This is a genomic window from Paenibacillus sp. J22FR21, from assembly GCF_056269135.1.
On record NZ_JBWDNJ010000007.1, the window covers coordinates 350,945 to 373,675 of the forward strand.

Consider the following 22,731-nt stretch of genomic DNA (forward strand, 5'->3'; position numbering starts at 1 on the left):
AATGGTGTGCAGTCGGATGTGGATGTCGCAGCCGGTTGGTCTGACTCATCAGCGTTTCCCGCTGCCGATAAACTGCAGGATTGAGCGAAGCGACTGCGGGGCGACCGTGTCCAGCAGGTCGCCTTCTTTGCGGAGCCGGTCCTCGATGTTCAGCAGGTTGAAGTCGGTAATCGCGACGTTACGGCGTACTTCGTCCCAGTGGAGCGGCGTGGACACGCTGGCGGCTCGGCGGGCGCGCGGGGAGTAGGGGGCGATGATGGTTTTGCCTTGATAGTGCTGCAAATAGTCGATGTAGATCAGGTCACCGCGGTTCTTTTTCAGCCGTTCAATGGTGAATAGGCGAGGGTGCTTGTCGGAGAGAAAAGCACCGACGAATTCACCGATCTTGCGCAGCTCATCGAAGGTGAGATCCTGCACGATCGGAACGATGACCTGCACGCCTGTAGCTCCCGATGTCTTGGGTACAGAGGAGATGCCAAGCGATCGCAGCAGATCCCCAACGAGCAGAGCAGCTTCCATAATACGCGGCTCCTCTTCAAGAGTAGGATCCAGATCAAGCACCCATTCCGTCGGATGCTCCGGATTACTCACGCGGTCGAAGGAAGCATGATACTCAAGACAAGCCAAATTTCCGAGCCATAGCAGCACCGGCAGCGAGGTCAGCTTCACATAGTTAATGCCCTCCCGGGTCACGGTCTCGACAAAAGCCGGTGTAGGGGAAGGGCTGTTTTTCTGATAAAAGGATTTCCCATTCACCCCATCCGGGAACCGAATGGTCGTCAGCAGCCGATCCTGGCAATGCTTCAACAGCCATGGCGACAACGCAGCAAGCCGCTGCAGAAAGATCGCCTTCGTAATGCCCATCTCCGGGAATAACAGCTTCTCAGGATTGCTGACCGTCAGCTCCTGCCCGTCAACAACAACGGTTCCTTTCACGGAGCGGCTCATGACAGCGGCTCCTTCGGCAGAAACGTGACCAGCTTCGGATGGCGGAGCTGGCCCGCTGAAGTTAGCTCAAGGCCGGAAACCCGGCACTTGAAAGGCAGCGACAGCCACTGGATCTCTTCACGGCGCAGATCCTCGGGCACTGCCGGGAACGGGCAAGCGACTACCGCCAAATGGGAATGCTGCGGCTTGAAGGTCGACGCCAGCACTCTGCGCAGCGCATCATTCAGCCCGAGCGACACGCTGCCCAGATAGTAGCCTTCATGCTCCATCACCAGACTCGCGACGATGCCGCCTCGCCATTTGAGTCCGACAATTTCGACATCAAGGACAAGGACGATCTTCTTCTTCAACCAGTCGCGATGCTTCTTGCCTTCCCGATAAGGGCTGTCCAGCCGCTTGCTGACAATCCCCTCCCATTTGTTCGTCTGCACCCAATCCCAGAGCGCAGCGCCGTCTTGAAACAGATCTGTTACGAACATACGCGGATCGTCAGATGGACATAACTCGGTAAGCCGTTGATGCCGCTCCTCATAGGGGAGATGGCGCAAATCGCCGGAAGCATCTGCAAGGATATCGAACAACACCAAGACGAGCCCGCCCCGCGAAACCGTCCCGCCACCACCGCCAGTCTCATGACCTGAATCGCCCCCCATAGACTCCGACTGCGACTGTGGTTGACGCAAGAGCCCGCGCGATCGTTCCCTCTTCAGCACATGCTGGAAATTCGGCCGCACGCCATCCCACCAGACGATTTCGCCATCCAGCAGGCATCGGCCAAGAGCCGCTGCTTTTGACTCCAGCAGCGACGTGATTTCAGGATAGATACTGTTCTTCAAATAAAGCTTGCGCGAAAATATCTCCACATGCCCATGCCCGTTCAAGCGAGCGAGGATGCGCACCCCGTCCCATTTCAGCTGATAGCCCCATTCGCTGCCGATTGGGAGCTCATCATCGGAGAGGGGGGCCATCGGCTCAACCGGTAACGGCAACGGCTGCTCATAGTGAACCTCCTGATGCAAGCTCACATCAGGAAGCGATTCCTCGGACCACGGCTGTTCCATCGCCTAGGACACCGTGTCCTTTTTCGTTTTGCGCGCACGAGGCGCTTTTACTTTGGCCACGACCTCGCTGGCTCCCTCGCCGGCACTTGCAGTACTTGCAGCCGAAGCAGCCCCACCTGCCGCCGCACCCGCAACTCCACCGGCTCCGGCGGCATTCGTGTCCAAGCCTCCGGGCGCATTCGGCGGCAGCTTAACCGCCTCCAAGCTGGCTTGCAGTGCAGCCATCAGATCAAGCACATTCGTGCGCTGCTGCTCAGGCGCAACGCGAACGTCCTCGCCGGCGATTTTGTGCTGGATGAGATCCATTAAACGCTCCCGATAGTCGTCGGTATATTTGGCAGGCTCGAATGGGGTAGAGAGCTGCTCGATCAGCATGCGCGCCATCATGAGCTCCTTCTCATTCACATTGACGGTTTCCGGCAGCCCCGGCACCTGATCGACGGAGCGAATTTCATCCGGATAGAATATCGTTTCCATCGCTAAGCAATCATCAATGATACGAATGGCTGCAAGCGAGCTTTTGGAACGAATCGAAACTTTGGCAATCCCAATCCGACCGGACTGCCGCATCGCTTCCATCAGCAGGTTATAGGCGTTGCCCCCGGCTTGATCCGGGGAGAGATAGTACGTTTTCTGAAAATAGATCGGGTCGATCTCCTCAAGCGCGACGAAATCCAGGATGGTGATCGTCTTGGTCGCATCACTGGATAACGACTCCAGCTCATCCTTCTCAAACAGGACATAGCGGCCTTTCTCATATTCATAGCCTTTGACGATGGCATCCCAATCGACCTCAACGTCGCATGTCGGGCATCTGCGAATATAGGAGATGTTGCTGCCGCAGTCACGGTGAATCATTTTCAGAGAGATATCTTTATCCTCCGTAGCTGAAAACATTTTGACAGGCACATGCACGAGACCGAAGCTGATGGCCCCTTTCCATACCGTATGCATCTCATTTCCCCCTCACATTAAAATGGATTAAAGTCCGATACAATCATTGTTCCCCGAATGCATGAAACTAAGCTTGTTCGGGCATATTTTCGTGTAGCAAGAGCCAACATCATCATCTAAAGGAGGCGAATGGAATGGTAGAAGCGGGCAATTCCCCTACTGGGAACAGCGACGATAAGAAACATGAAGGCCGCGATGATTATTTTATGGACATTGACCGGATGGTGAATGAAGGATTAGGCGGCGGGCAAGTGACCTTGAACAACGGGTTAATTGCAGAGTCCACCACAGATACAATGGATCCTGGAAATGAATTGAGGGAATAAGCCGTGGATACGAAACGCGCAATGCAGATTTACAGCTCGAAGGATACATTTGCCGTTCATCTGGGCGATAAGCCGGTATGGATCGAAAATGTAGACGAAGAAAATGGCATGGCAACCGTTCAAGTGGGTTCAGACCCGCTTAATACGCAAACCGTTTCGGTCGACCGCTTGAAAGAAGAGGGCGACGAATAGGAAGCGGTACTAGAGCAGGGCCCTCGGACACCGACTAAACGTTGGATACCGAGGGTCTTATCATTTTTCCAAATAAATTGATTATTGTAAAAACATTCGGAATTTGACGATTTCAAGACATAACGAAATAGAAATGGCGAAAAGATGTGCTTATTCTTGGAAATCGAGCTAAATTGGGGTATAATGAATCAATAAGCTTGATTTTTAAGTTTTCATCACTAGAGGGGGGAAAGTATGGCGAAACAGCATTATAAGCTTACCAAGCTGGAGTTGCTGCTACGGATTGTATTACTTACCGTCGGTGCAGGGCTCGTTTCCGTAGCTCTTGAGATTTTTCTTGTACCAAACAACATTATTGATGGCGGAATAGTCGGTATATCCATCATTGTGGCTCATCTGACAGACTTGCCGCTCGGTCTATTTCTATTCTTGTTCAACTTGCCGTTTCTAGTCATAGGTTACAAGCAGATCGGTAAAACCTTTGCGATATCAACGCTCTACGGCGTTGTGGTCATGTCGATCGGTACGACCTTGCTTCACCCGGTCCAGGCTTTGACGTACAGTCCGTTTCTGGCACCGGTATTCGGCGGCGTTATTCTCGGCATTGGGGTCGGTTTAGTTATCCGATCAGGAGGATCGCTCGATGGTACGGAGATTATTGCGATTTTGTTTACGAAGAAAACACCGTTTTCCGTAGGCGAAATTGTCATGTTTTTCAATCTATTCATCCTTGCGAGCGCAGGTTTTGTGTTCTCGTGGGATAGCGCAATGTTCTCTCTCATCGCCTACTACATTGCCTTTAAAGTCATTGATGTGACCTTGGAGGGGATTGATCAATCGAAGTCGGTCTGGATTATTAGTAAAGAATCGAAGGAAATCGGCGATGCCATCATGAGCCGACTCGGCCGCGGCGTTACGTATTTGCATGGTGAAGGAGCATTCTCCGGCGGAACGAAACGCGTGATCTTCTGCGTCATCACTCGTCTGGAAGAAGCGAAGATGAAGTCGATTGTCATGGAACTCGATCCGACAGCGTTCCTTGCGGTCGGTAACATCCATGACGTGAAGGGCGGCCGCTTCAAGAAGCGAGCCATCCACTAACCAGGCAATCAAGCAGTCTGCTCGCAGACATTCATACAGGCAAGGCTGTGCATCCAAGCATGGCCTTGCCTGCTTTTGTTGCGGGTCTTCCTGCTGACCGATATAATAGGGACAACTAACTTTGAAAATAAGGCTGCGGCCGGCAACGGGAGGCGGAGAAACTGGACGAGTTTGAGCGCATTCGCAATTGGACAGCTGACCGCCAACAGCCGTCCGTGCTCGAGAAGCAAGGCGTGGTGCTCGGCATCGGGGACGACACGGCGATTGTGGGGTTGCCGCCGGGTGAGAATGGCGGCAGCCTGGAGTGGCTGCTGGCGGTGGACACGATGGTGGAAACCGTCCATTTCAACGACGCGACGATGGGCGAGGCCGACATCGGCTGGAAGGCGCTGGCCGCGAACGTCAGCGATATCGCGGCGATGGGCGGCGTGCCTCGGCACGCGCTCGTGTCTGTGAGCGTGCCGCCGGCATGGGGGCCGGCACGAATGCGCCGGCTCTATGATGGGCTTTACGCGTGCGCCGAGCATTACGGCGTAGCGGTGGTTGGCGGCGATACGACGAGTTCGCCGCTGCACTTGGTTGTGTCCGTGACGGTCGTGGGCACCGCCCCGGCCGGCAAGGCGATTCGCCGGGCCGGCGCGCAGCCCGGCGACGCCGTGTTCGTGACCGGAGCGGCGGGGATGGCCGCGGCCGGTCTGCATGCTCTGCTCGCCGCCGCGGCTGCGCGCGCGGGAGCTGCGGCACAGCCGCCGGTGGCGGCCGCGCCAGGCACGGCGGCGCTGGTGCAGGCGCACCGCCGGCCGGCGCCTTCGGTGCGCGCGGCGCTGCTGCTTGCCGCGCGCGGAACCGTGACGTCGCTGAATGACGTCAGCGACGGACTGGCCAGCGAAGCCTGGGAAATCGCCGAGGCTTCGGGCGTAACACTCGTGCTCCGCGACTCGGACTTGCCGCGCAGCGGCAGCATGACCGCTTACGCACACAGCTGCGGCGTGAATCCGTTGGAGTGGATTCTCTACGGCGGCGAAGACTACGTGCTGCTCGGCACGATCGCTGCCGCAGATGCGCGGGAAGCCAAAGCCGAACTGGCCGAAGCCGGCCTGCCGATGTTTATTATCGGCGAGGTAGAATCCGGCGGCGCAGGCGTGGAGCTGATCCGCGACCTGGATGCTAGCCGCGGCACCGGACGATATGAGGTGCTGCGGGAAGCGGTTGCTAAGCGCGGGTATAATCATTTTGGAAATTAGGAGCGGCCGAAACATGAACGAAAGCTACGAAATGATATGGACGGCAGAGAGCGAAGCGGACACGGTTCGTTTGGCGGAGAAGCTTGCGGAGCTGGCAGTTCCGGGGACGGTACTTGCGCTCGACGGTGACCTCGGGGCCGGCAAAACACGGTTCTCGAAAGCTTTTGCAGCAGGAATCGGTGTACCGGGTATTGTGAACAGTCCTACGTTTACCATTATTAAAGAATATCAAGGGGCGCAATTGCCGCTTTATCATATGGATGTGTACCGGCTCTCCGAGCAAGAAGCGGACGAGCTTGGTTTGGACGATTACTTCTTCGGTGAAGGCGTAACGATTGTCGAGTGGGCAAGCCTCATTGAGGCGCTGCTTCCGCCCGATCGGCTTCAGATGTACATCGCGCATTTGGGCGGCGAAGCGCGCCGCATTACGATTACAGGCATTGGCGCACCGTATGCGGCATGGTGTCAACAATTACAGGCAATTGATCATAGATAGGAGCACGGAACAGATGAGTGAAAATACTACGCCGGGCAGCCGGGAAGGACAGCTGGTGCTTGCGCTGGATACATCAACCGCTTCGCTTGCTGCTGCACTCGTGCGCGGAGATGAGGTGCTGCGCGACATTCAGTCGCTTGCCGAACGCAATCATTCCGTCCACACGGTGTCGGTCGTCAAGGATCTGCTTAGTGAATGCGGTATTGCACCGGAGGAGCTTGCAGGCATCGCAATCGGTCGCGGACCAGGCTCGTATACAGGGATGAGAATCGCAGTATCCGTCGGCAAAACACTAGCATGGGTATGGCAGAAACCGCTCGTTGGCGTGTCCAGCCTCGAAGCCCTCGCTTATGGAGCATGGCAGACGGGAACGGCTGACAAAGTTACCGCCAATGCATCTGCAGCGGCACGCCCGGTTTGGGTTGTGCCGATCATGGATGCGCGGCGCGGACAAGTATATACGGGGACGTTCGAGGCTTCTGATTCGGAATCTGGCAACGTTGTAGGGTCTTCGTCCTTCCCGGCAGCTTGGAAACGTCTGGCCAAAGACGGCATCCGTCTCATGCACGATTGGGTAGACCGGCTCGCTGCAAACGTTAAGGAACTGGACGCCGCTTCGAGACCCTCTGCGATTTGGATTGTCGGTGAATTACAGCTTCATGAGGCGGAAGCCGACCGATTGCGGGGCATTTGCCCCGAGGTGGAAGTCGCGGCATTCACTTATATTTTGGAGGGACGATCCGTTGCTGCGCTGGGACTTGCGCGTCTGGCAGCCGGGGAATCCGATGATGTGCATACGTTTATTCCGAACTACACGCAGTTGACGGAAGCGGAAGTGAAATTGCAGGAACGGACGGCTTCGCAGCAGCAAAGCGCGGTGGAAGGAGCGGGTAAACGTGACGGTCATTGATGTCAACCGGCTTGTTTTTCGGTTAATGACGATGAGCGATGTGAAGACGATCGTTGCTATAGAGCAAGAGAGCTTCACTTCGCCGTGGACGGAAGAAGCGTTCGTAAACGAGCTGACTAATAATCATTTTGCCCGCTATATGGTAATGGATTACGAGGGTGAAGTCATTGGCTATGGCGGTATGTGGACCATTATGGATGAGGCGCATGTGACCAATGTGGCCGTGCGGGAGCAGTATCGCGGACGTGGACTCGGCGAGATGCTGATGGTGGAGCTGCAGCGTGCGGCAGTCATGTTCGGTGCTAAGCGGATGACGCTTGAAGTGCGTGTATCCAACGAAGTGGCGCAGCGGCTGTACAGGAAACTTGGCTTTGAACCGTCCGGAGTCCGGCCCGGTTATTATTCAGACAATAAAGAGGATGCGCTCATCATGTGGGCCGAACTGCATGCCTCGGGTGAAGTGGAGAGCATGTATGACGACTACAAATGAACTGATTCTCGCCGTAGAAACGAGCTGTGATGAAACAGCCGTTGCCCTTATTCGCGGCGGCAAAGAAATTGTAACGAGTATTATTTCGAGCCAGATCGAGACCCATCAGCGGTTCGGCGGCGTTGTGCCTGAAATTGCATCCCGTAAGCATGTGGAATCGATTACGCTCATTATGGAGCAGGCGATGAAAGAGGGCGGAGCGGAGTTCCGCGACCTGTCCGCGATTGCGGTTACGCAAGGTCCGGGACTTGTCGGCGCACTGCTGGTCGGAATTGTAGCAGCTAAGAGTTTAGCGATGGCGCTTGACCTCCCTCTCATCGGCACCCATCACATTGCCGGACATATCTATGCCAACCAGCTGGTACATGAGATTGAATATCCTTGCCTTGCGCTTGTAGCGTCTGGCGGACATACGGAGCTTGTCGTGCTGGAGAGCGAAGGCGTGTTCCGAATCATCGGCAGGACTCGCGACGATGCTGTCGGCGAAGCGTATGACAAAGTCGCGCGCACGCTGAATTTTCCTTACCCCGGCGGGCCCTACATCGATAGACTCGCACAGCAGTCAGAAGAAGAGTTCCAGCTGCCACGGGCATGGCTGGAGCCGGATTCGTATGATTTCAGCTTCAGCGGATTGAAATCTGCCGTCCTTGCGGCCATTAATTCGGCCAAAATGAAAGGCGAAACGCCGCGCGAGGCTGCTCTTGCCCGCGGATTTCAAGCATCCGTCATCGACGTGCTCGTGACGAAAGCGCTTCGTGCCGTTCGCGAAGTCGGCGCGAAGCAACTGCTGCTCTGCGGCGGTGTTGCCGCTAACGGCGGCTTGCGCGCTGCTTTGACGGCGCGCTGCGGGGAAGCGGGCATTCCGCTGCTTATCCCGCCGCTCAAGCTTTGCACGGACAATGCGGCGATGATCGGCGCAGCAGCGCACTTGAAGTGGAAGCGCGGCGAGTTTACGCCGCTCGACATGAAGGCGGAGCCGGGCTTGTCGCTCGAAGAATGGTCGGTTCGGAGCTAGTCGCTAACCGGTGCTGTTCGTTGTTGCGGTTGCTGCATGTACGTACACGTATGTAGTCGTATGGGGGAGCTGGTTGTCGTGAAATCAAAGTCCTATTTTGTTGGCGCGATGGTCATTGTATTCTTTGTCTTTATCTTTATCTGCGCGATGGTTGGCGGAGGGGACGAATTCTTCGGCGGCGAGCGGCTGATCCATGCTTTTGAGTGGGTGACCCGGTATATCGTACCTTGGGGAATCCTCTTGCTATTGTACAAAATCTACAAGAAGAAATAATCATACGAGGCTGTCTCAAAAACGTGCATAATACGGCGTTGAGACAGCTTTTTCGTGCACTATTGCCGAATCATGAGCGGAACCAATTACCTCTCTTGGCCTTAAAACCGCTGCTGGCAAATCATGAGGGGAACCAATTACCTCTCTTGGGCCTTAACCACTACTGGCAGATCATGAACGGTACCTAGTACCTCACATTGGCCCAAAACTCCTGTTGCCCAACCATGAACGGTACCTATTACCTTGAAATCCAAGCCGAGAGTACCGAATTCGAACGCTCAGCATCCCAACTAACCCGCATTCTATCTATCCGTGCAAATGTTGCATGAAAGGCAGCATTTTACCTCTCTGATGGGCTATATTCGACCTAATGTTGCCGAAAAAGCAGCATTATCTATGGATTCGAAGGCCAAACGAGGATAGGAGGAGAAAGTGTTGCAAAACGAGCAACAATTCCCCTCGCAAAGCTCAATTACACAGAATTGTTGCACCAATGGCAACATTCTACCGGGTATGCATGGGCAGACTCATCTATTAGGGGATGAACGATAAGGCTGAAGTGTCATGATCATTTTTTATAAATCGAATTGACAGACGATTCCGACAGGCATATAATAAGCAACAACACTTCAAACATCTGACAAACGCGACGAACAGGAGCAGTAAAGCGTATAGCCGGGATTAGAGAGCTGCGGGTTGGTGCAACGCAGTCGAAGGCCGCTTGAACCTCGCCTGGGAGCGGATTTACGGAAATGAGCTTCGCTGTCGGCCGAAGGCCAAGGCTTACGGTATGCTCACGTACGTCTTTACGGGTTACCTCCGTGATCGGGTGCATGGCTTCGACTTCTAGAATCGTCGTCATGCTTAAGCGGGCGTTCATTGCTTCCTTACAGGAAGGAACGTCAACAAGGGTGGTACCGCGCCGGACCTAACAGTCTGTCGTCTCTTGAATAAGAGACGTCAGGCTTTTTTTGTTTTCCGAGAAGCGGTTTTGAAGAGAAATGCAGTCACTCGAAACATCTGGAATACAGACGCACATACTTGATCGACCCATAAATCAAACGCGAAGAACAGGAGCAGTAGGAACAATCCGGGAAAGCAGAGAGCTGCGGGGTGGTGCGACGCAGCCGAAGGATATCCGAAACTCGCCTGGGAGCGGAACGAGGGAATAGCGCGATACACTCGCGTATCCTACCTCAGTTACGGTTAACCACCGTCATCAGGTGCAGCAGCTTTCCGGCGTTCATGCCGGTGGCGAACCATGCTGCATAAGCGGGTCCGGCCTCGATAAGGCCGGGCAACTAGAGTGGTACCGCGGCATGCTCACGAAGCCTGTCGTCTCTTGATTCATCAGGAGACGGCGGGCTTTTTCTGTTCTCTCGAATCCAACAACCAAACCTTTAGGAGGCTAACCTTTATGACCATTAACAATCAAACCCAAACCCAATCCGGTAACAAAATCATCCGTATCTTCGACACCACCCTTCGTGACGGCGAGCAGTCACCGGGCGCAACGCTGCGTCCCGAGCAGAAAATCGTACTTGCCCGCCAGCTGGCGAAGCTTGGCGTCGACATTATCGAGCCGGGCTTCCCGATCTCGAGCCCGGGCGAATTCGCGGCGGTACAGCAAATTTCTCGTGAGCTGCAAGGGGTTGAAATCGTCGGCTTTGCCCGTGCGATCAAAGGCGATATCGATGCAGCAGTCCGCTCTACAATGGACGCAGCAAGGCGCCGGTTGCACATTTTTATATCCTCCTCGGATATCCATCTGGATTTCCAATTGAAGAAATCCCGCGAGCAGGTGCTTACTATCGCCCGCGAAATGGTTGCATACGGCAAGCAATTCGTCGATGAAATCGAATTTTCCGCAATGGATGCAAGCCGTTCGGGACGTGAATTCGTCATCGAGATGGTTGAGGCTGTCATCGCTGAAGGCGCGACCGTCATCAATCTGCCGGATACGCTTGGTTATGCCCTTCCGGAAGAGTACGGCGAGTTGTTCCGCAGCGTGAGAGCTGGGGCAAGAGGCGGGGATAAAGTGCAGTATAGCGCGCATTGCCATAATGATCTTGGTCTAGCGGTAGCCAACAGCTTAGCGGCGATTAACGCAGGGGCGACGCAGGTCGAAGTGACGGTGAACGGAATCGGCGAGCGTGCCGGAAACTGTTCGCTGGAGGAGCTTGTGATGGCGATCGAGACACGTAAATCGGCGATCGGAGCGGAAACGGGCATCGTCCAAAGCGAGATTTACGAAACGTCGCGGATGGTGAGCCGGGCGATGAACTTCCCGATTGCTTACAACAAGCCAATCGTGGGGCGGAACGCTTTTCAGCACGAGTCAGGCATCCATCAAGATGGATTGCTTAAGAACCGGAACACGTACGAAATTATGGACCCGGAAGCAATGGGCATTCCGCGCAGCATGATCGTGCTTGGCAAACATTCCGGCCGTCATGCGATCAAGCATCGTCTGGCTGACTACGGTATTGAACTGAACGACGAGCAGCTGCTGGATGTGTATAACCGTTTCATTGAGAAAGCAGATGAGATGAAAATCGTGCCTGACGATGTTCTGGTCCGGCTAGCAAGCGAATCGACAGACACGCAGCATGATCCCTATACGCTTGTTGATTTGCAGGTGCTTGCGGGGACACAGCGTTCTCGCATCGCGTCGGTTACCATTCGTGAACGCGATTCGCAGGAAGAGCGCACGCTGACAGGAACGGGTAAAGGGCCGCTGGAAGCTGTCATTCACTGTCTGCAGCAGGCGATTCCGGTAACTGCGGAGTTCGAGGATCTGGAGCTGCATTCGTTATCAACAGGCGAGGATGCACGCGGGGAAGCAATCGTCGCAATTGTGCATAACAATCGGCGGTATACGGGGACGGCTGTGCATAACGATATTATTTTGGCGGCGGCTGAGGCTTATGTGAGTGCTTGCAATCAACTGCTGATGAGTGCGCAGGATGATGCGGTGGAAGAGGAACTCATTCAGAAGAAAAGCAGCTGATTCGACGGAATTCACTTCTCAGGGTCTTAGCTGCAAGGTTTAAGGTTCGTTCGTGAGGGAGGCGGCAACAGGTGTCTATGAATGATCAAGACTGTTTTATTTGCCGAAAGCATCGTGGTGACATCCAGTCGGTTGGGAGCACGATTTATGAGGATGGGCATGTGCATGTGGGTCATATGGGGTTTCGGGGCGAAGAGCAATCCGCTTACTTAGGCTATGTCATGGTGGAAATGAAACGTCATACGCCGGGACTTGGTGATCTGTCCGTGCAGGAAGCTGCTGCAGTGGGGGTTATTGTGAACGAGGTGAGCCGAGCGCTGAAGGATGTTCTGCGTGCAGAGCATATTTACAGCTTTGTGCAAGGGGATGGCGTACCGCATTTCCATATGCACCTCATCCCGAGGTATGCAGGAACGCCGGATCCCTATCGAAATCCGATGAACCTCATAAACTGGCCGGACGCTCCACGTGGCGGAGAAGCGGAAGTCGAGAAGATTTGCTCCAAGCTGCGCGTGTATTTGCGAGCAATCTGAAGGATTCGACGAGAGGGGTGTGGAATCACGATGGGGCAACTGGCAGATCAGGGGAACAAGGAACGTGTGGTGGCGTATTATACCGGCTTTGGCGAGCGAGAATGGAGCCGGCTTGACCGGGAACCGCTGGAGTTCACGGTTAACATGCATTATTTGAAACAGTATCTGCCGCCAGCCGGCCAGGTGCTGGATAATGGGGCTGGCCCTGGCAAATATGCGATGGCACTGGCTGCAGAAGGCTATGAGTTGACGCTGACGGACCTTACGCCTGCACTTGTTGAGCTTGCTGAGGCAAAAGCCGACGATCTTGAGCTAACCGAGCGTTTCACCGGCGGCTTCCATGTCTGCAATGCTTGCGAGCTCACTTTGCTAGCTAATAACAGCTACGATGCCGCGCTCCTCATGGGCCCGCTGTACCATTTGCAGCATGCAGCGGATCGCGCCAAGGCTGTTCGTGAGCTTCACCGAGTGACGAAGCCGGGAGGCGTCGTATTCGTAGCTTTTCGCAGCCGAGTCAATCAAGTGATGAATGCGCTGCTTGATCCGGAGCATTGGAAGCCGCTTCATCGCTTGGATGCTATCGAGGCGTTTCAAGAGAACGGAATCTTCGATCATGCCGATGAAGGACGCTACACGGGAGCCTACTTCCATGAGCTCGAGGCTATTCGACCGTTTATGGAATCAAATGGCTTCCAGACGCTGGAGTTGATCGGATCCACGAACATGGGGGCAGTCCTCGGAGCGGACCAATGGCGCTATTGGTCGGAGCAGGGGGAGGAAACGTATCAGCAGCTTATTCAACTGCTCATCCGGATGGCGAGGGATTCGTCGGTAATTGGGATGTCCTCGCATTTACTCTACATCGGAAGAAGAGTATAGTTGGCGGATGTTAAATAAAGAGGCATTATCAAAAGGATGCAGGACGACTTTTGAGATGCCTCTTTTTTGCTGTGCCGTTTAACGAGGGAAAGTAGAAATTGTTGCACAAACTGCAACAAATTCTCCGTATCAGCCTCCTAATTCCACAAATGTTGCACGATATGCAACATTTGCTTAGAAGACGAGCTTTTAAGGTTTTAATAGAGGTAAAATGTTGCACAAATTGCAACAATTTCACCATTTTAACCGCCAAGCTCCTGAAATGTTGCAGGATATGCAACAATCAAGGGAGCAGGAGGAAACCGCGCACCCGCGCCGCGCACCGCGCAAAGGTCTCTCCGGTTCATTAGCGCGAAATTCAGTCGGAAGACTGTCCCAACATAGCTCTTAAACAACTTATCCCCAACATTACCCACAATAGCAGCAAGGAATGTGTATAAACTTCGCAAACCCGCAGAAATCGGGCGTTTACAATGTGAACAAAATCGGGATAAGTTTTTCACAGTCCACCTGTGGATAATGTTAATAATGTGGGTAAAATGCCACCGTCTGTAACCACATCTGACGAATTGTTAAAGAAACGTTAAATTTATTATTGTTTTACGTCGTTAATAGTGCCAGAATTGCCGCACAATTCATCCCGCGCTGTGGATATGTCTGTGGACAAGGGGGATAGATTGCGAAGTTGTCCCATTCGTGCCGAAATCATAGAATATTTCCTACTACTGTTACTGCCGATGTCATATGCCGTGGAAAGCTGCCGTCATCTCATCTCGATTGGCAGCTGAAATGAAACAATCCGGACAGCAGATGTGCTGTCCGGATTTCGGTTTGGTTCGTTTCTATTATTTTATCTGCTTAAACGACAGGTTAAGCCAACAACTCTTCCCAAGACTCGTAAACGGTTTGCAGCTGTGCCTTAAGTCCATCCAAATCCGTTTGGATACTCTGCACACGCACATAATCGTTGTAGATTTCAGGGTCTACAAGCTGCTCCTCGAGTGCCGTAATTTCACCTTCAAGACGAGCAATTTCGTTCTCTAATTGCTCTTGTTTACGCTGACGATTTCGTTCGTCACGCTTCGCTTGTTTGTCGGCTTCATAGGAGGAAACAGGGGCCGGATCCGGCGCTACTGTAGGCTTTCCCTGTTTTCCTTGCGGAAATGACAGCGTTTCCATCTGCAGTTCATCGTTTTCACGTTTTTTCTGGATCATTTCGTCATAATTTCCCAGGAAATGCTGTGTTCCCTGCGGCTCCAGTTCGACAATCCGCTCCGCCATTTTATTGAGGAAGTACCGGTCATGGGAGATGAACAGCAACGTGCCATCGTAATCCATAAGCGCGGACTCCAGCACCTCTTTGCTATAGAGGTCCAAATGGTTGGTAGGCTCATCGAGAATGAGCATATTGGCGCGAGCCAGCATCAGCTTCGACAAAGAGACGCGTGCACGTTCTCCGCCGCTTAGCGAACTGATCCGTTTCTTCACATCGTCACCGCTGAAGAGGAAGTTGCCAAGCACGGTACGAATACGAGCTTCTTCTATAGAAGGATAAGTGCCCCACAGCTCTTCAAGCACCGTATTCGCGTGGTTCAGCCCGGTGTGTTCTTGATCGTAATAACCGATCTTGATGTTGGTGCCCCAGCGAATCGTTCCGTGTTCATACGGCTGCTGGCCGACAAGCGATTTAAGCAATGTCGATTTGCCGATCCCGTTCGGTCCGATAAGAGCAACATTCTCGCCGCGTTCCAGACGGAATGATACATTTTGGAACAATGGGTCGGATTTCTCTTGGAATTTAATCGACAAATCACGGACATCCAGTACGTCATTGCCGCTTTGGCGTTCAATTTCAAAGGAGAAATGCGCTTTCTTCAAGTCGCCTAGCGGCTTGTCGAGTCGATCCATTTTGTCCAGCGCCTTGCGTCTGCTCTGGGCACGCTTCGTGGTGGAGGCGCGCACGATGTTGCGCTGCACAAAATCCTCCAGCTTGGCGATTTCATCCTGCTGCTTGTCGAATTGCTTCATTTGCGCTTCGTACTCTGCCGCTTTGATTTCAATATAACGGGAGTAATTGCCGGTGTAGCGCTTAGCCGTGTGACGCTCAATTTCGACGATCGTCTGCACAACCGCATCGAGGAAATACCGGTCATGGGAGACGACCAGAATGCCGCCATCGTAGCCGCGCAAGTAATCCTCCAGCCAAGTGAGCGTTTCAATGTCCAGATAGTTCGTAGGCTCATCGAGCATCAGCAGGTCTGGGGACTGCAGCAAAATACGCGCAAGTGCCAGTCGTGTCTTCTGCCCGCCGCTTAATGTCGAGATAATCGTATCGGGAGGGAATTGTCCAAAACCCATCCCGTGCAAAATGCCGCGGATCTTCGTTTCAACCTCAAAGCCGCCTTTCTCGCGGAACCAATCGGATAGCATGGAATACCGATTAAGAAGGGCCTCATATTGCTTGGCGTCTTCGTGCATCTTCGGGTCGGCAATTTGCTGTTCCAATGCGCGAAGCTCTTGCTCGGCTTCTATTAGATGAGCAAATACAGCATGCATTTCTGCATCGATCGTTTGATCCGACTGCAGGCCGCTGGATTGCGCGAGATAGCCGATCGTTGTTTCTTTGGATTTATAGATGGTGCCGGAATCGGCAGACATCTCGCCGGCGATAATACGAAGCAGCGTCGATTTGCCTGCGCCGTTGACACCGACAAGCCCAACCCGCTCGCGAGGCTGCACTTGGAAGGTGATGGACGAGAGCACACTGCTTACTCCGTAGCTTTTGGATATATCGGATACTTGAAGAAGCATGATAGGTGAAACCTCCAAATAAGTTGAATTCCTATACATTTAAGTGTACATGAAAAAGCCGCATAACGCGACAAGGTTCACGCCTTTAGACACGGATATGGGTTGCCTTCGTCTTATTGGCGAAATCTGGGCAACAGTGGTAAACTAAGTACAACTATGACTGAAACTTACGCCATTGCGGCCAATAAGAGGCAAAGCGGTGACCATGAATGAGTCAATCGGAGAAGAAAACAGCCCGGCTGTCCGCGATTAAGAAGCGTGACAGCTACCCTGAGCAGCTGCGCTTGGCATGGTCCGACACGGCCTGCCAGCGCGTGGTAGAGTGGCTGCAAGCAAGACCGGGCAAGACGGTCCGAAGCGTAATGGTGTATATTCCTTTTCGCTCGGAGCTTGATCCTACCCTGCTCATTGAGTGGTGCTGGCGCAAAGGAATCGACGTTGTCGCACCGCGTTGCATTCAAGCAACCCGGGGCATGGAGTTATACCGGCTGCGGGCTTGGGATGAACTTATGCCGGGCGCTTATGGCATTAAGGAACCAGATCCTCAGGCTGCGCAGCGCTGCGAACCGGATTTTATCCCGGACATTGTATTTGTACCGGGACTTGCTTTTGATAAGCGGGGCGGCCGATTAGGTTATGGAGGCGGTTATTATGACCGGTTTCATGAGTTAATGAGAGGGCTGGCCGCCGCATCAGGCAGAGCGATGCCCGAATGGATCGGGTTAGGGTATGAGGCGCAGTGGATGAAGGATGAAATTCGTATCCCTATGGATGAGCACGATGCCTATGTAGATGCAGTCATTACTGAACATGGGCTAACAAGGAGGCGCTAGGCGCGTGGATTTGACTCATTTCAACGAACAAGGGCGCGCACGGATGGTGGATGTGTCCGATAAGGAGATCACTTCCCGCATTGCTGTCGCACGTACGACAGTTACGATGGCGCCGGATACATTATCTCGCATTAAAGCGGGCACAATCGGCAAGGGGGATGTGCTGGCCGTTGCGCAGGTGGCTGGCATTATGGCGGCGAAGAATACATCGAACTGGATTCCGATGTGTCATCCGCTTCCGCTGACCGGCGTTAACCTGGCTTTTGCAGATAATGGCAAGGATGAGCTATACATAGAAGGAATGGTCAAGACCACCGGCAAAACCGGTGTTGAAATGGAAGCACTAACGGCTGTTTCAGCGGCTGCGCTGACCGTGTACGATATGTGCAAGGCGCTGCAGAAAGATATGGTGATCGGGCCAACCATGCTGACGGAGAAGAGCGGCGGCAAGAACGGCGATTATAAGCGATAACGCGTGAAACGTTGCCCGAGTACAGCGCGCGCAGCGTCGTACTTCAACGGGTATCGTTAATGGCGTTTAGATTTCATGATGTACATCATGCTGTACCTGGCATATCTTTTTCATAAATGTGAACGGGGGAGAAGCTCATGCGGTGGAAAGTGGCGTTGTTGACAGCCAGCGACAAAGGATCGCGCGGCGAGCGGGAAGATACCAGTGCACAGGTAATCCGGGAACTGGTGGAAGAGGAGCTTAGCGGCGAAATTGTCGATTACCGAATTGTACCTGACGAACAGGATGAAATAATGGCTGCTCTAATTGAAATGACGGATTACTTTCAAGCGGATCTCGTTATTACGACAGGCGGAACCGGACTTGCTCCACGCGATCTGACACCGGAAGCCACGATGAAGGTCATCGACCGTTTCGTGCCAGGACTGGCGGAAGCCATGCGAATGGGAGCTATGCAGCGTACACGACGAGCAATGCTCTCGCGCGGTGTATGTGGCATTCGCGGCCGCTCACTCATTATCAATTTGCCCGGCAGTCCCAAAGGCGTGCATGAGAATCTGATGGCCATAATGGACCAGCTGCCTCACGCGCTCAATATTCTCTCGGGGCGAATGGGGGAGCACAACGAATGACGAGGCCGAAGAACGGAACGATTCTGAAGGAAGTGCCGGTTCAAGAAGCGATCGGCTTGCGGCTTGCGCATGATTTGACTCAGATTATTCCCGGGCAATTTAAAGGCAGATTGTTCAAAAAAGGACATATCATTGAACAAAATGACATTTCGAAGCTCCTTGATATAGGCAAGGAGCATATTTATATTATGGAGCTTGGCGAAGGTGAACTCCATGAAGACGATGCGGCGAAGCGAATGGCATTAGCCCTTCAGGGCGAAGGGCTGCAGCTATCTGAGCCCCATGAGGGTAAAGTAGCGGTGAAGTCTGCGCTGGATGTGCCGGCTATTGCTGAGATTGATCCGTCGATCGTTCACGCGATCAATGATTTAGGCGAAATCGCCCTGGCTACACTGCGCACACATGCAGTCGTCAAGCCCGGCGGTCAACTGGCTGCGACACGTGTCATTCCGCTCGTTGTGCCGGAGTCGAAAGTTCAGGCGGTAGAGGAGCTGATCAGCAGCTACCGCGGGCAGCATGAAGGACAATCACCGCTGCGTCTTAAGCCGCTCCGCAAGTTTAGAATTGGGCTCCTAACGACAGGCGGCGAGGTGTTCTCCGGCCGTATAGAAGATAAATTCGGGCCGGCAGTACGGCGCATCGTGGAGGAGCTGGGTTCCGAAGTGATGGAGCAGCGGTTCGCACCGGACGAGCGCCATATAATTGTCAAGGAAATACACTACTTGCTGCAGCAGTCCTATGATATGATAGTGGTAACCGGCGGGATGTCAGTGGACCCCGACGACCGTACGCCTGCTGCTATTGCAGAGTCCGGTGCAGAGATTGTCAGCTACGGAACACCGATGCTTCCGGGATCGATGCTGCTTATGGGCTACTTGAACGGCGTTCCTATTATGGGACTCCCAGGCTGCGTCATGCATGATCCCTATACTTCGTTTAACGTGTTATTGCCGCGTATCTTGGCAGGCGATATCATCACCAGAGAGGACATTGTCTCCATGGGCTATGGTGGCTTGAACAGCTGCTAATCCTATGAAGTGAGAGGTGTACCCGGACGAAGCCTATTATTCCTTTCTGCTTGTAAGAGCGGAATTCCGTGTATGTACAACTCGTAATTTAAAGGAGGCTGCCAATCATGTTTAGTGGAATTGGTGTGACAGGATTTTTACTTATTGCCCTTGTCGCTTTATTGTTGTTCGGACCGAATAAGCTGCCTGAGCTCGGACGCGCTTTCGGCCGTACGCTGAAGGAATTTAAAGCCGGTGCGAAGGATATCATGGAAGATGATGATGATCGCAACCGCAAGCCAGTGAGTCGGGTTGAAGTTAACCGCGATGAGCACAAAGACGAGAAGCGGCTCCCAGAGTAAGTGGGGCCCGCTTTTTTTATGACCGTCAGGTAGGGCGGTACAAGCTGATTTCAGGCGTGAGAAGAGGTGAGGATAGCGGTGGTAGTTGAGAAAGATGAAACGGCCGAGAAGGAAGCGGCTCGCGGCGATCATTTAATGACCTTGTTCGACCATATCGGCGAGCTTAGGAAGAGAATTATTATCATCCTAGTCATCCTTGTCGTTGGGATGATTATTGGACTCTTCTTGGCCAATCCGGTTTACAAATTTCTGCTGGATCAAGAACCGGTTAAGGGCATGAAATTTTATGCGTTCTCACTGTGGGACGGTATTGGCATGTATATGAAGTTTGCCCTTGTCATTGCCCTCATCTTCGCCTTGCCGGCAACTGCTTATCAGTTGTGGTCTTTCGTAAGACCTGCGCTTGGTCGCAAGGAACAACGGGCGGCGCTTATGTTTGTTCCGTTCGTACTGATTATGTTCTTGATCGGATTAGCGTTTTCTTATTATGTAGTGTTCCCGATGGCGTTTAATTTTACGACCGATGTGGCGAAGCATTTGAACCTTGAAGAGAACTACGGGATCATTCAGTACTTTACGTTTCTGTTTAACATCGTTATTCCGATTTCGCTTCTCTTCGAGCTGCCGATCGTCATCATGTTTCTGACGCAGCTGCGCATTGTGAATCCGAAACGACTTAAGAAAATGAGACGGCTGGCGTATTTCTTACTGATTATTGTCGGAATCGTCGTGACGCCGCCGGATTTCATATCCGATTCTTTAGTCGCTGTTCCGCTCATCTTGCTCTACGAAGTCAGCGTGATGCTTTCGAGCGTTGTCTATCGCAAACAATTGAAGGCTGCGCAAGCATGGGAAGAAGAATACGGAGACAAATAGGAAAGTCGGCGAAAGCCGGCTTTTTTGGTATGTCATGCATGGAGGATGGCTGCATTCCCCCAGGAATGGAATGTAAAAATCATATAAATTGAGCGCCAGAGACTTGAAATCTGTAATTAAAATCGGTATGATTAGAAATGTTATTAGCACTTGATGATTGCGAGTGCTAACGGGACAAACAATTTGCAGTATTAATATCAAAAGGAGGCTATTTTTCATGATCAGACCTTTGGGTGAGCGCGTATTGATCGAACCAATCGCGAAAGAAGAAACGACTGCTAGCGGCATTTTGTTGCCGGAAACAGCTAAAGAAAAGCCGCAAGAAGGCAAAGTAATCGCTGTGGGCAGCGGAGCGGTTAAGGACGGCGTACGTATTGCGCTTGAAGTTAAGGAAGGCGACCGCGTATTGTTCTCCAAATATGCAGGTACCGAAGTGAAATACGAAGGTAAAGAGCTTTTGATTATGAAAGAAAGCGACATTCACGCGATCCTGGGTTAAGCCGCCTTCGGGGGCTTGGACTCCACATACATGCAACGCTTTTTACTTAAACTAATAAGATTAACTAGGAGGTTTATCTACGATGGCAAAGGAAATTAAATTCGGCGAAGACGCTCGTCGCGCAATGCTGCGCGGTGTGGATGCACTTGCAAATGCCGTTAAAGTTACACTTGGTCCTAAAGGCCGCAACGTGGTGCTTGAGAAGAAATTCGGCAGCCCATTGATCACGAACGATGGTGTTTCCATTGCAAAAGAAATCGAGCTTGAAGATGCATTCGAGAACATGGGTGCTCAGCTCGTTAAAGAAGTTGCTACAAAAACAAACGATGTTGCCGGTGACGGTACAACTACAGCTACTGTTCTTGCACAAGCGATGATTCGCGAAGGCTTGAAGAACGTAACTGCAGGCGCTAACCCAATGGTTATCCGCAAAGGTATCGAGAAAGCAGTACGCGCTGCGGTTGAAGAGCTTAAAGCGATTGCTAAACCAATCGAAAGCCAACAATCGATCGCGCAAGTTGCTTCGATCTCTTCCGCTGACGATGAAGTCGGTCAATTGATTGCAGAAGCTATGCAAAAAGTCGGCAACGACGGCGTTATCACGGTTGAAGAATCCAAAGGCTTCGTTACTGAGCTTGAAGTGGTTGAAGGTATGCAGTTTGACCGTGGTTACCTCTCCCCTTACATGATCACAGATACAGATAAAATGGAAGCTGTCCTGGACAACCCATTCATTCTGATCACAGATAAGAAAATTTCCAACATTCAAGAGATCCTTCCGGTTCTTGAGAAAGTTGTACAATCCGGCAAGCAATTGCTGATCATCGCTGAAGACGTTGAAGGCGAAGCATTGGCAACATTGCTCGTTAACCGTCTGCGCGGCACATTCACTTGCGTAGCTGTTAAAGCTCCTGGTTTCGGCGACCGTCGTAAAGCTATGCTTGGCGATATCGCTGCTCTTACAGGCGGCCAAGTGATCACAGAAGAGCTGGGCCTTGAGCTGAAAGCTACTACTGTTGACCAACTGGGTACAGCTCGTCAAATCCGCGTTACCAAAGAAAACACGATCCTTGTTGATGGTGCTGGCGACAAGAAAGACATCGATGTTCGCATCGGCCAAATCCGTGCGCAGCTGGAAGAAACAACTTCCGACTTCGACCGTGAGAAGCTGCAAGAGCGTCTTGCTAAACTTGCTGGCGGCGTAGCTGTCATCAAAGTTGGCGCAGCGACTGAAACCGAATTGAAAGAGCGCAAACTGCGCATCGAAGATGCTTTGAACTCCACTCGCGCAGCAGTGGAAGAAGGTATCGTTTCCGGTGGCGGTACTGCACTCGTGAACGTATACGCAGCAGTTGCAGCGGTTAATGCTGTAGGCGACGAGAAAACAGGCGTAAACATCGTGCTTCGCGCGTTGGAAGAGCCAGTTCGCACAATCGCAGCTAACGCGGGTCAAGAAGGCTCCGTTATCGTTGAGCGTCTGAAAAAAGAAGCAATCGGCATCGGCTACAACGCAGCTACTGGCGAGTGGGTTAACATGTTCGATGCAGGTATCGTTGACCCTGCTAAAGTAACACGTTCCGCTCTTCAAAACGCAGCATCCGTTGCAGCGATGTTCTTGACAACTGAGGCTGTAGTAGCTGACAAACCAGAAGCAAGCAAACCAGGCATGCCTGATATGGGCGGCATGGGTGGCATGGGCGGTATGGGCGGCATGATGTAAGGCTTTCGAGCCATGCATTATAGAAAATAACGCGAGTTATTTTCGCTCCATCTCAAACCTGTTGAGAACAGGTCATGTGAAAAACTA

At 52.7% G+C, this 22,731-nt stretch carries 25 protein-coding genes; 20 read left to right on the forward strand and 5 right to left on the reverse strand.

Translation table 11 applies throughout. From position 1 onward, the window contains the following. Window positions 1-48: 48 nt before the first annotated feature. From ligD to ku, 3 genes are read right to left on the reverse strand one after another with little or no spacing between them, the layout of a single operon-like run. Window positions 49-948 (reverse strand): non-homologous end-joining DNA ligase, encoded by a 900-nt coding sequence (gene ligD / locus AC0YNS_RS24725; protein ID WP_475783604.1) that lies wholly within the window; start codon window positions 946-948, stop codon window positions 49-51. Further along, the gene (locus AC0YNS_RS24730; protein ID WP_475783605.1) at window positions 945-2,009 is read right to left on the reverse strand and encodes an ATP-dependent DNA ligase; all 1,065 of its coding nucleotides are present in this window, start codon (window positions 2,007-2,009) and stop codon (window positions 945-947) included. Before AC0YNS_RS24730 ends, ligD begins: the two co-directional genes overlap by 4 nt. A 3-nt stretch (window positions 2,010-2,012) precedes the next feature. After that, window positions 2,013-2,963, reverse strand: a complete 951-nt coding sequence (gene ku / locus AC0YNS_RS24735; RefSeq protein ID WP_475783606.1) for a non-homologous end joining protein Ku — start codon at window positions 2,961-2,963, stop codon at window positions 2,013-2,015. 134 nt (window positions 2,964-3,097) lie between these two features. Between ku and AC0YNS_RS24740 the strand changes: the two genes are divergently transcribed. The 9 genes from AC0YNS_RS24740 (at window position 3,098) to AC0YNS_RS24780 (ending at window position 9,010) form a co-directional block, all read left to right on the forward strand. Continuing rightward, on the forward strand, window positions 3,098-3,289 hold the full coding sequence (locus AC0YNS_RS24740) for a hypothetical protein (protein WP_090984224.1): 192 nt from the start codon (window positions 3,098-3,100) through the stop codon (window positions 3,287-3,289). A gap of 3 nt (window positions 3,290-3,292) precedes the next feature. Then, complete coding sequence (locus AC0YNS_RS24745; protein ID WP_475783607.1) at window positions 3,293-3,481, forward strand: H-type small acid-soluble spore protein; 189 nt, start codon at window positions 3,293-3,295, stop codon at window positions 3,479-3,481. A 234-nt stretch (window positions 3,482-3,715) separates the two neighbouring features. After that, complete coding sequence (locus AC0YNS_RS24750; RefSeq protein ID WP_475783608.1) at window positions 3,716-4,582, forward strand: YitT family protein; 867 nt, start codon at window positions 3,716-3,718, stop codon at window positions 4,580-4,582. Between the two features lie 215 nt (window positions 4,583-4,797). Beyond that, window positions 4,798-5,826 carry a thiamine-phosphate kinase gene (gene thiL, locus AC0YNS_RS24755; RefSeq protein ID WP_475783609.1) on the forward strand — a complete coding sequence of 343 codons (1,029 nt, stop codon included), beginning with the start codon at window positions 4,798-4,800 and terminating at the stop codon, window positions 5,824-5,826. Between the two features lie 13 nt (window positions 5,827-5,839). Next, a complete protein-coding gene (gene tsaE / locus AC0YNS_RS24760; protein ID WP_475783610.1) occupies window positions 5,840-6,322 on the forward strand; it encodes a tRNA (adenosine(37)-N6)-threonylcarbamoyltransferase complex ATPase subunit type 1 TsaE in 483 nt (160 codons plus the stop codon). A 13-nt stretch (window positions 6,323-6,335) separates the two neighbouring features. Beyond that, window positions 6,336-7,232: a tRNA (adenosine(37)-N6)-threonylcarbamoyltransferase complex dimerization subunit type 1 TsaB gene (gene tsaB, locus AC0YNS_RS24765; protein WP_475783611.1), complete on the forward strand. Its 897-nt coding sequence runs from the start codon at window positions 6,336-6,338 to the stop codon at window positions 7,230-7,232. Beyond that, a complete protein-coding gene (gene rimI / locus AC0YNS_RS24770; RefSeq protein WP_475783612.1) occupies window positions 7,219-7,722 on the forward strand; it encodes a ribosomal protein S18-alanine N-acetyltransferase in 504 nt (167 codons plus the stop codon). Before tsaB ends, rimI begins: the two co-directional genes overlap by 14 nt. Continuing rightward, window positions 7,706-8,737, forward strand: coding sequence for a tRNA (adenosine(37)-N6)-threonylcarbamoyltransferase complex transferase subunit TsaD (tsaD, locus tag AC0YNS_RS24775; protein ID WP_475783613.1), 1,032 nt, complete (start codon window positions 7,706-7,708; stop codon window positions 8,735-8,737). The genes rimI and tsaD overlap by 17 nt, the downstream gene beginning before the upstream one ends. A 78-nt stretch (window positions 8,738-8,815) precedes the next feature. Then, window positions 8,816-9,010, forward strand: coding sequence for a hypothetical protein (locus tag AC0YNS_RS24780; RefSeq protein WP_475783614.1), 195 nt, complete (start codon window positions 8,816-8,818; stop codon window positions 9,008-9,010). A 568-nt stretch (window positions 9,011-9,578) separates the two neighbouring features. Here the strand turns inward: AC0YNS_RS24780 and AC0YNS_RS24785 are convergent. Beyond that, a complete protein-coding gene (locus AC0YNS_RS24785; RefSeq protein ID WP_475783615.1) occupies window positions 9,579-9,890 on the reverse strand; it encodes a hypothetical protein in 312 nt (103 codons plus the stop codon). Window positions 9,891-10,427: 537 nt separating this feature from the next. Here AC0YNS_RS24785 and AC0YNS_RS24790 point away from each other — a divergent pair. The 3 genes from AC0YNS_RS24790 to AC0YNS_RS24800 all read left to right on the forward strand — a co-directional run bounded on the left by AC0YNS_RS24790 (window position 10,428) and on the right by AC0YNS_RS24800 (window position 13,432). Beyond that, window positions 10,428-12,020 (forward strand): 2-isopropylmalate synthase, encoded by a 1,593-nt coding sequence (locus tag AC0YNS_RS24790; protein ID WP_475783616.1) that lies wholly within the window; start codon window positions 10,428-10,430, stop codon window positions 12,018-12,020. 77 nt (window positions 12,021-12,097) lie between these two features. Further along, window positions 12,098-12,553 (forward strand): HIT family protein, encoded by a 456-nt coding sequence (locus AC0YNS_RS24795; RefSeq protein ID WP_475783639.1) that lies wholly within the window; start codon window positions 12,098-12,100, stop codon window positions 12,551-12,553. A 30-nt stretch (window positions 12,554-12,583) separates the two neighbouring features. After that, the gene (locus AC0YNS_RS24800) at window positions 12,584-13,432 is read left to right on the forward strand and encodes a class I SAM-dependent methyltransferase (RefSeq protein ID WP_475783617.1); all 849 of its coding nucleotides are present in this window, start codon (window positions 12,584-12,586) and stop codon (window positions 13,430-13,432) included. Between the two features lie 870 nt (window positions 13,433-14,302). Here the strand turns inward: AC0YNS_RS24800 and AC0YNS_RS24805 are convergent. Continuing rightward, the gene (locus AC0YNS_RS24805) at window positions 14,303-16,243 is read right to left on the reverse strand and encodes an ABC-F family ATP-binding cassette domain-containing protein (protein ID WP_475783618.1); all 1,941 of its coding nucleotides are present in this window, start codon (window positions 16,241-16,243) and stop codon (window positions 14,303-14,305) included. Between the two features lie 209 nt (window positions 16,244-16,452). On the opposite strand from AC0YNS_RS24805, the gene AC0YNS_RS24810 reads away from it, so the two are divergent. The 8 genes from AC0YNS_RS24810 (at window position 16,453) to groL (ending at window position 22,644) form a co-directional block, all read left to right on the forward strand. Continuing rightward, on the forward strand, window positions 16,453-17,076 hold the full coding sequence (locus AC0YNS_RS24810; protein WP_475783619.1) for a 5-formyltetrahydrofolate cyclo-ligase: 624 nt from the start codon (window positions 16,453-16,455) through the stop codon (window positions 17,074-17,076). 4 nt (window positions 17,077-17,080) lie between these two features. Further along, a complete protein-coding gene (gene moaC / locus AC0YNS_RS24815; RefSeq protein ID WP_475783620.1) occupies window positions 17,081-17,548 on the forward strand; it encodes a cyclic pyranopterin monophosphate synthase MoaC in 468 nt (155 codons plus the stop codon). A gap of 137 nt (window positions 17,549-17,685) precedes the next feature. Then, the gene (locus AC0YNS_RS24820) at window positions 17,686-18,180 is read left to right on the forward strand and encodes a MogA/MoaB family molybdenum cofactor biosynthesis protein (protein ID WP_090983463.1); all 495 of its coding nucleotides are present in this window, start codon (window positions 17,686-17,688) and stop codon (window positions 18,178-18,180) included. Beyond that, window positions 18,177-19,208 carry a molybdopterin-binding protein gene (locus AC0YNS_RS24825; protein WP_475783621.1) on the forward strand — a complete coding sequence of 344 codons (1,032 nt, stop codon included), beginning with the start codon at window positions 18,177-18,179 and terminating at the stop codon, window positions 19,206-19,208. Before AC0YNS_RS24820 ends, AC0YNS_RS24825 begins: the two co-directional genes overlap by 4 nt. 107 nt (window positions 19,209-19,315) lie before the next feature. Continuing rightward, window positions 19,316-19,549, forward strand: coding sequence for a twin-arginine translocase TatA/TatE family subunit (locus tag AC0YNS_RS24830; protein ID WP_475783622.1), 234 nt, complete (start codon window positions 19,316-19,318; stop codon window positions 19,547-19,549). 135 nt (window positions 19,550-19,684) lie between these two features. Continuing rightward, the gene (gene tatC, locus AC0YNS_RS24835) at window positions 19,685-20,425 is read left to right on the forward strand and encodes a twin-arginine translocase subunit TatC (protein ID WP_475783640.1); all 741 of its coding nucleotides are present in this window, start codon (window positions 19,685-19,687) and stop codon (window positions 20,423-20,425) included. Window positions 20,426-20,642: 217 nt separating this feature from the next. Further along, window positions 20,643-20,924: a co-chaperone GroES gene (gene groES, locus AC0YNS_RS24840; protein WP_090983460.1), complete on the forward strand. Its 282-nt coding sequence runs from the start codon at window positions 20,643-20,645 to the stop codon at window positions 20,922-20,924. A gap of 82 nt (window positions 20,925-21,006) precedes the next feature. Beyond that, the gene (gene groL, locus AC0YNS_RS24845; protein ID WP_475783623.1) at window positions 21,007-22,644 is read left to right on the forward strand and encodes a chaperonin GroEL; all 1,638 of its coding nucleotides are present in this window, start codon (window positions 21,007-21,009) and stop codon (window positions 22,642-22,644) included. The last annotated feature ends 87 nt before the right edge of the window (window positions 22,645-22,731 follow it).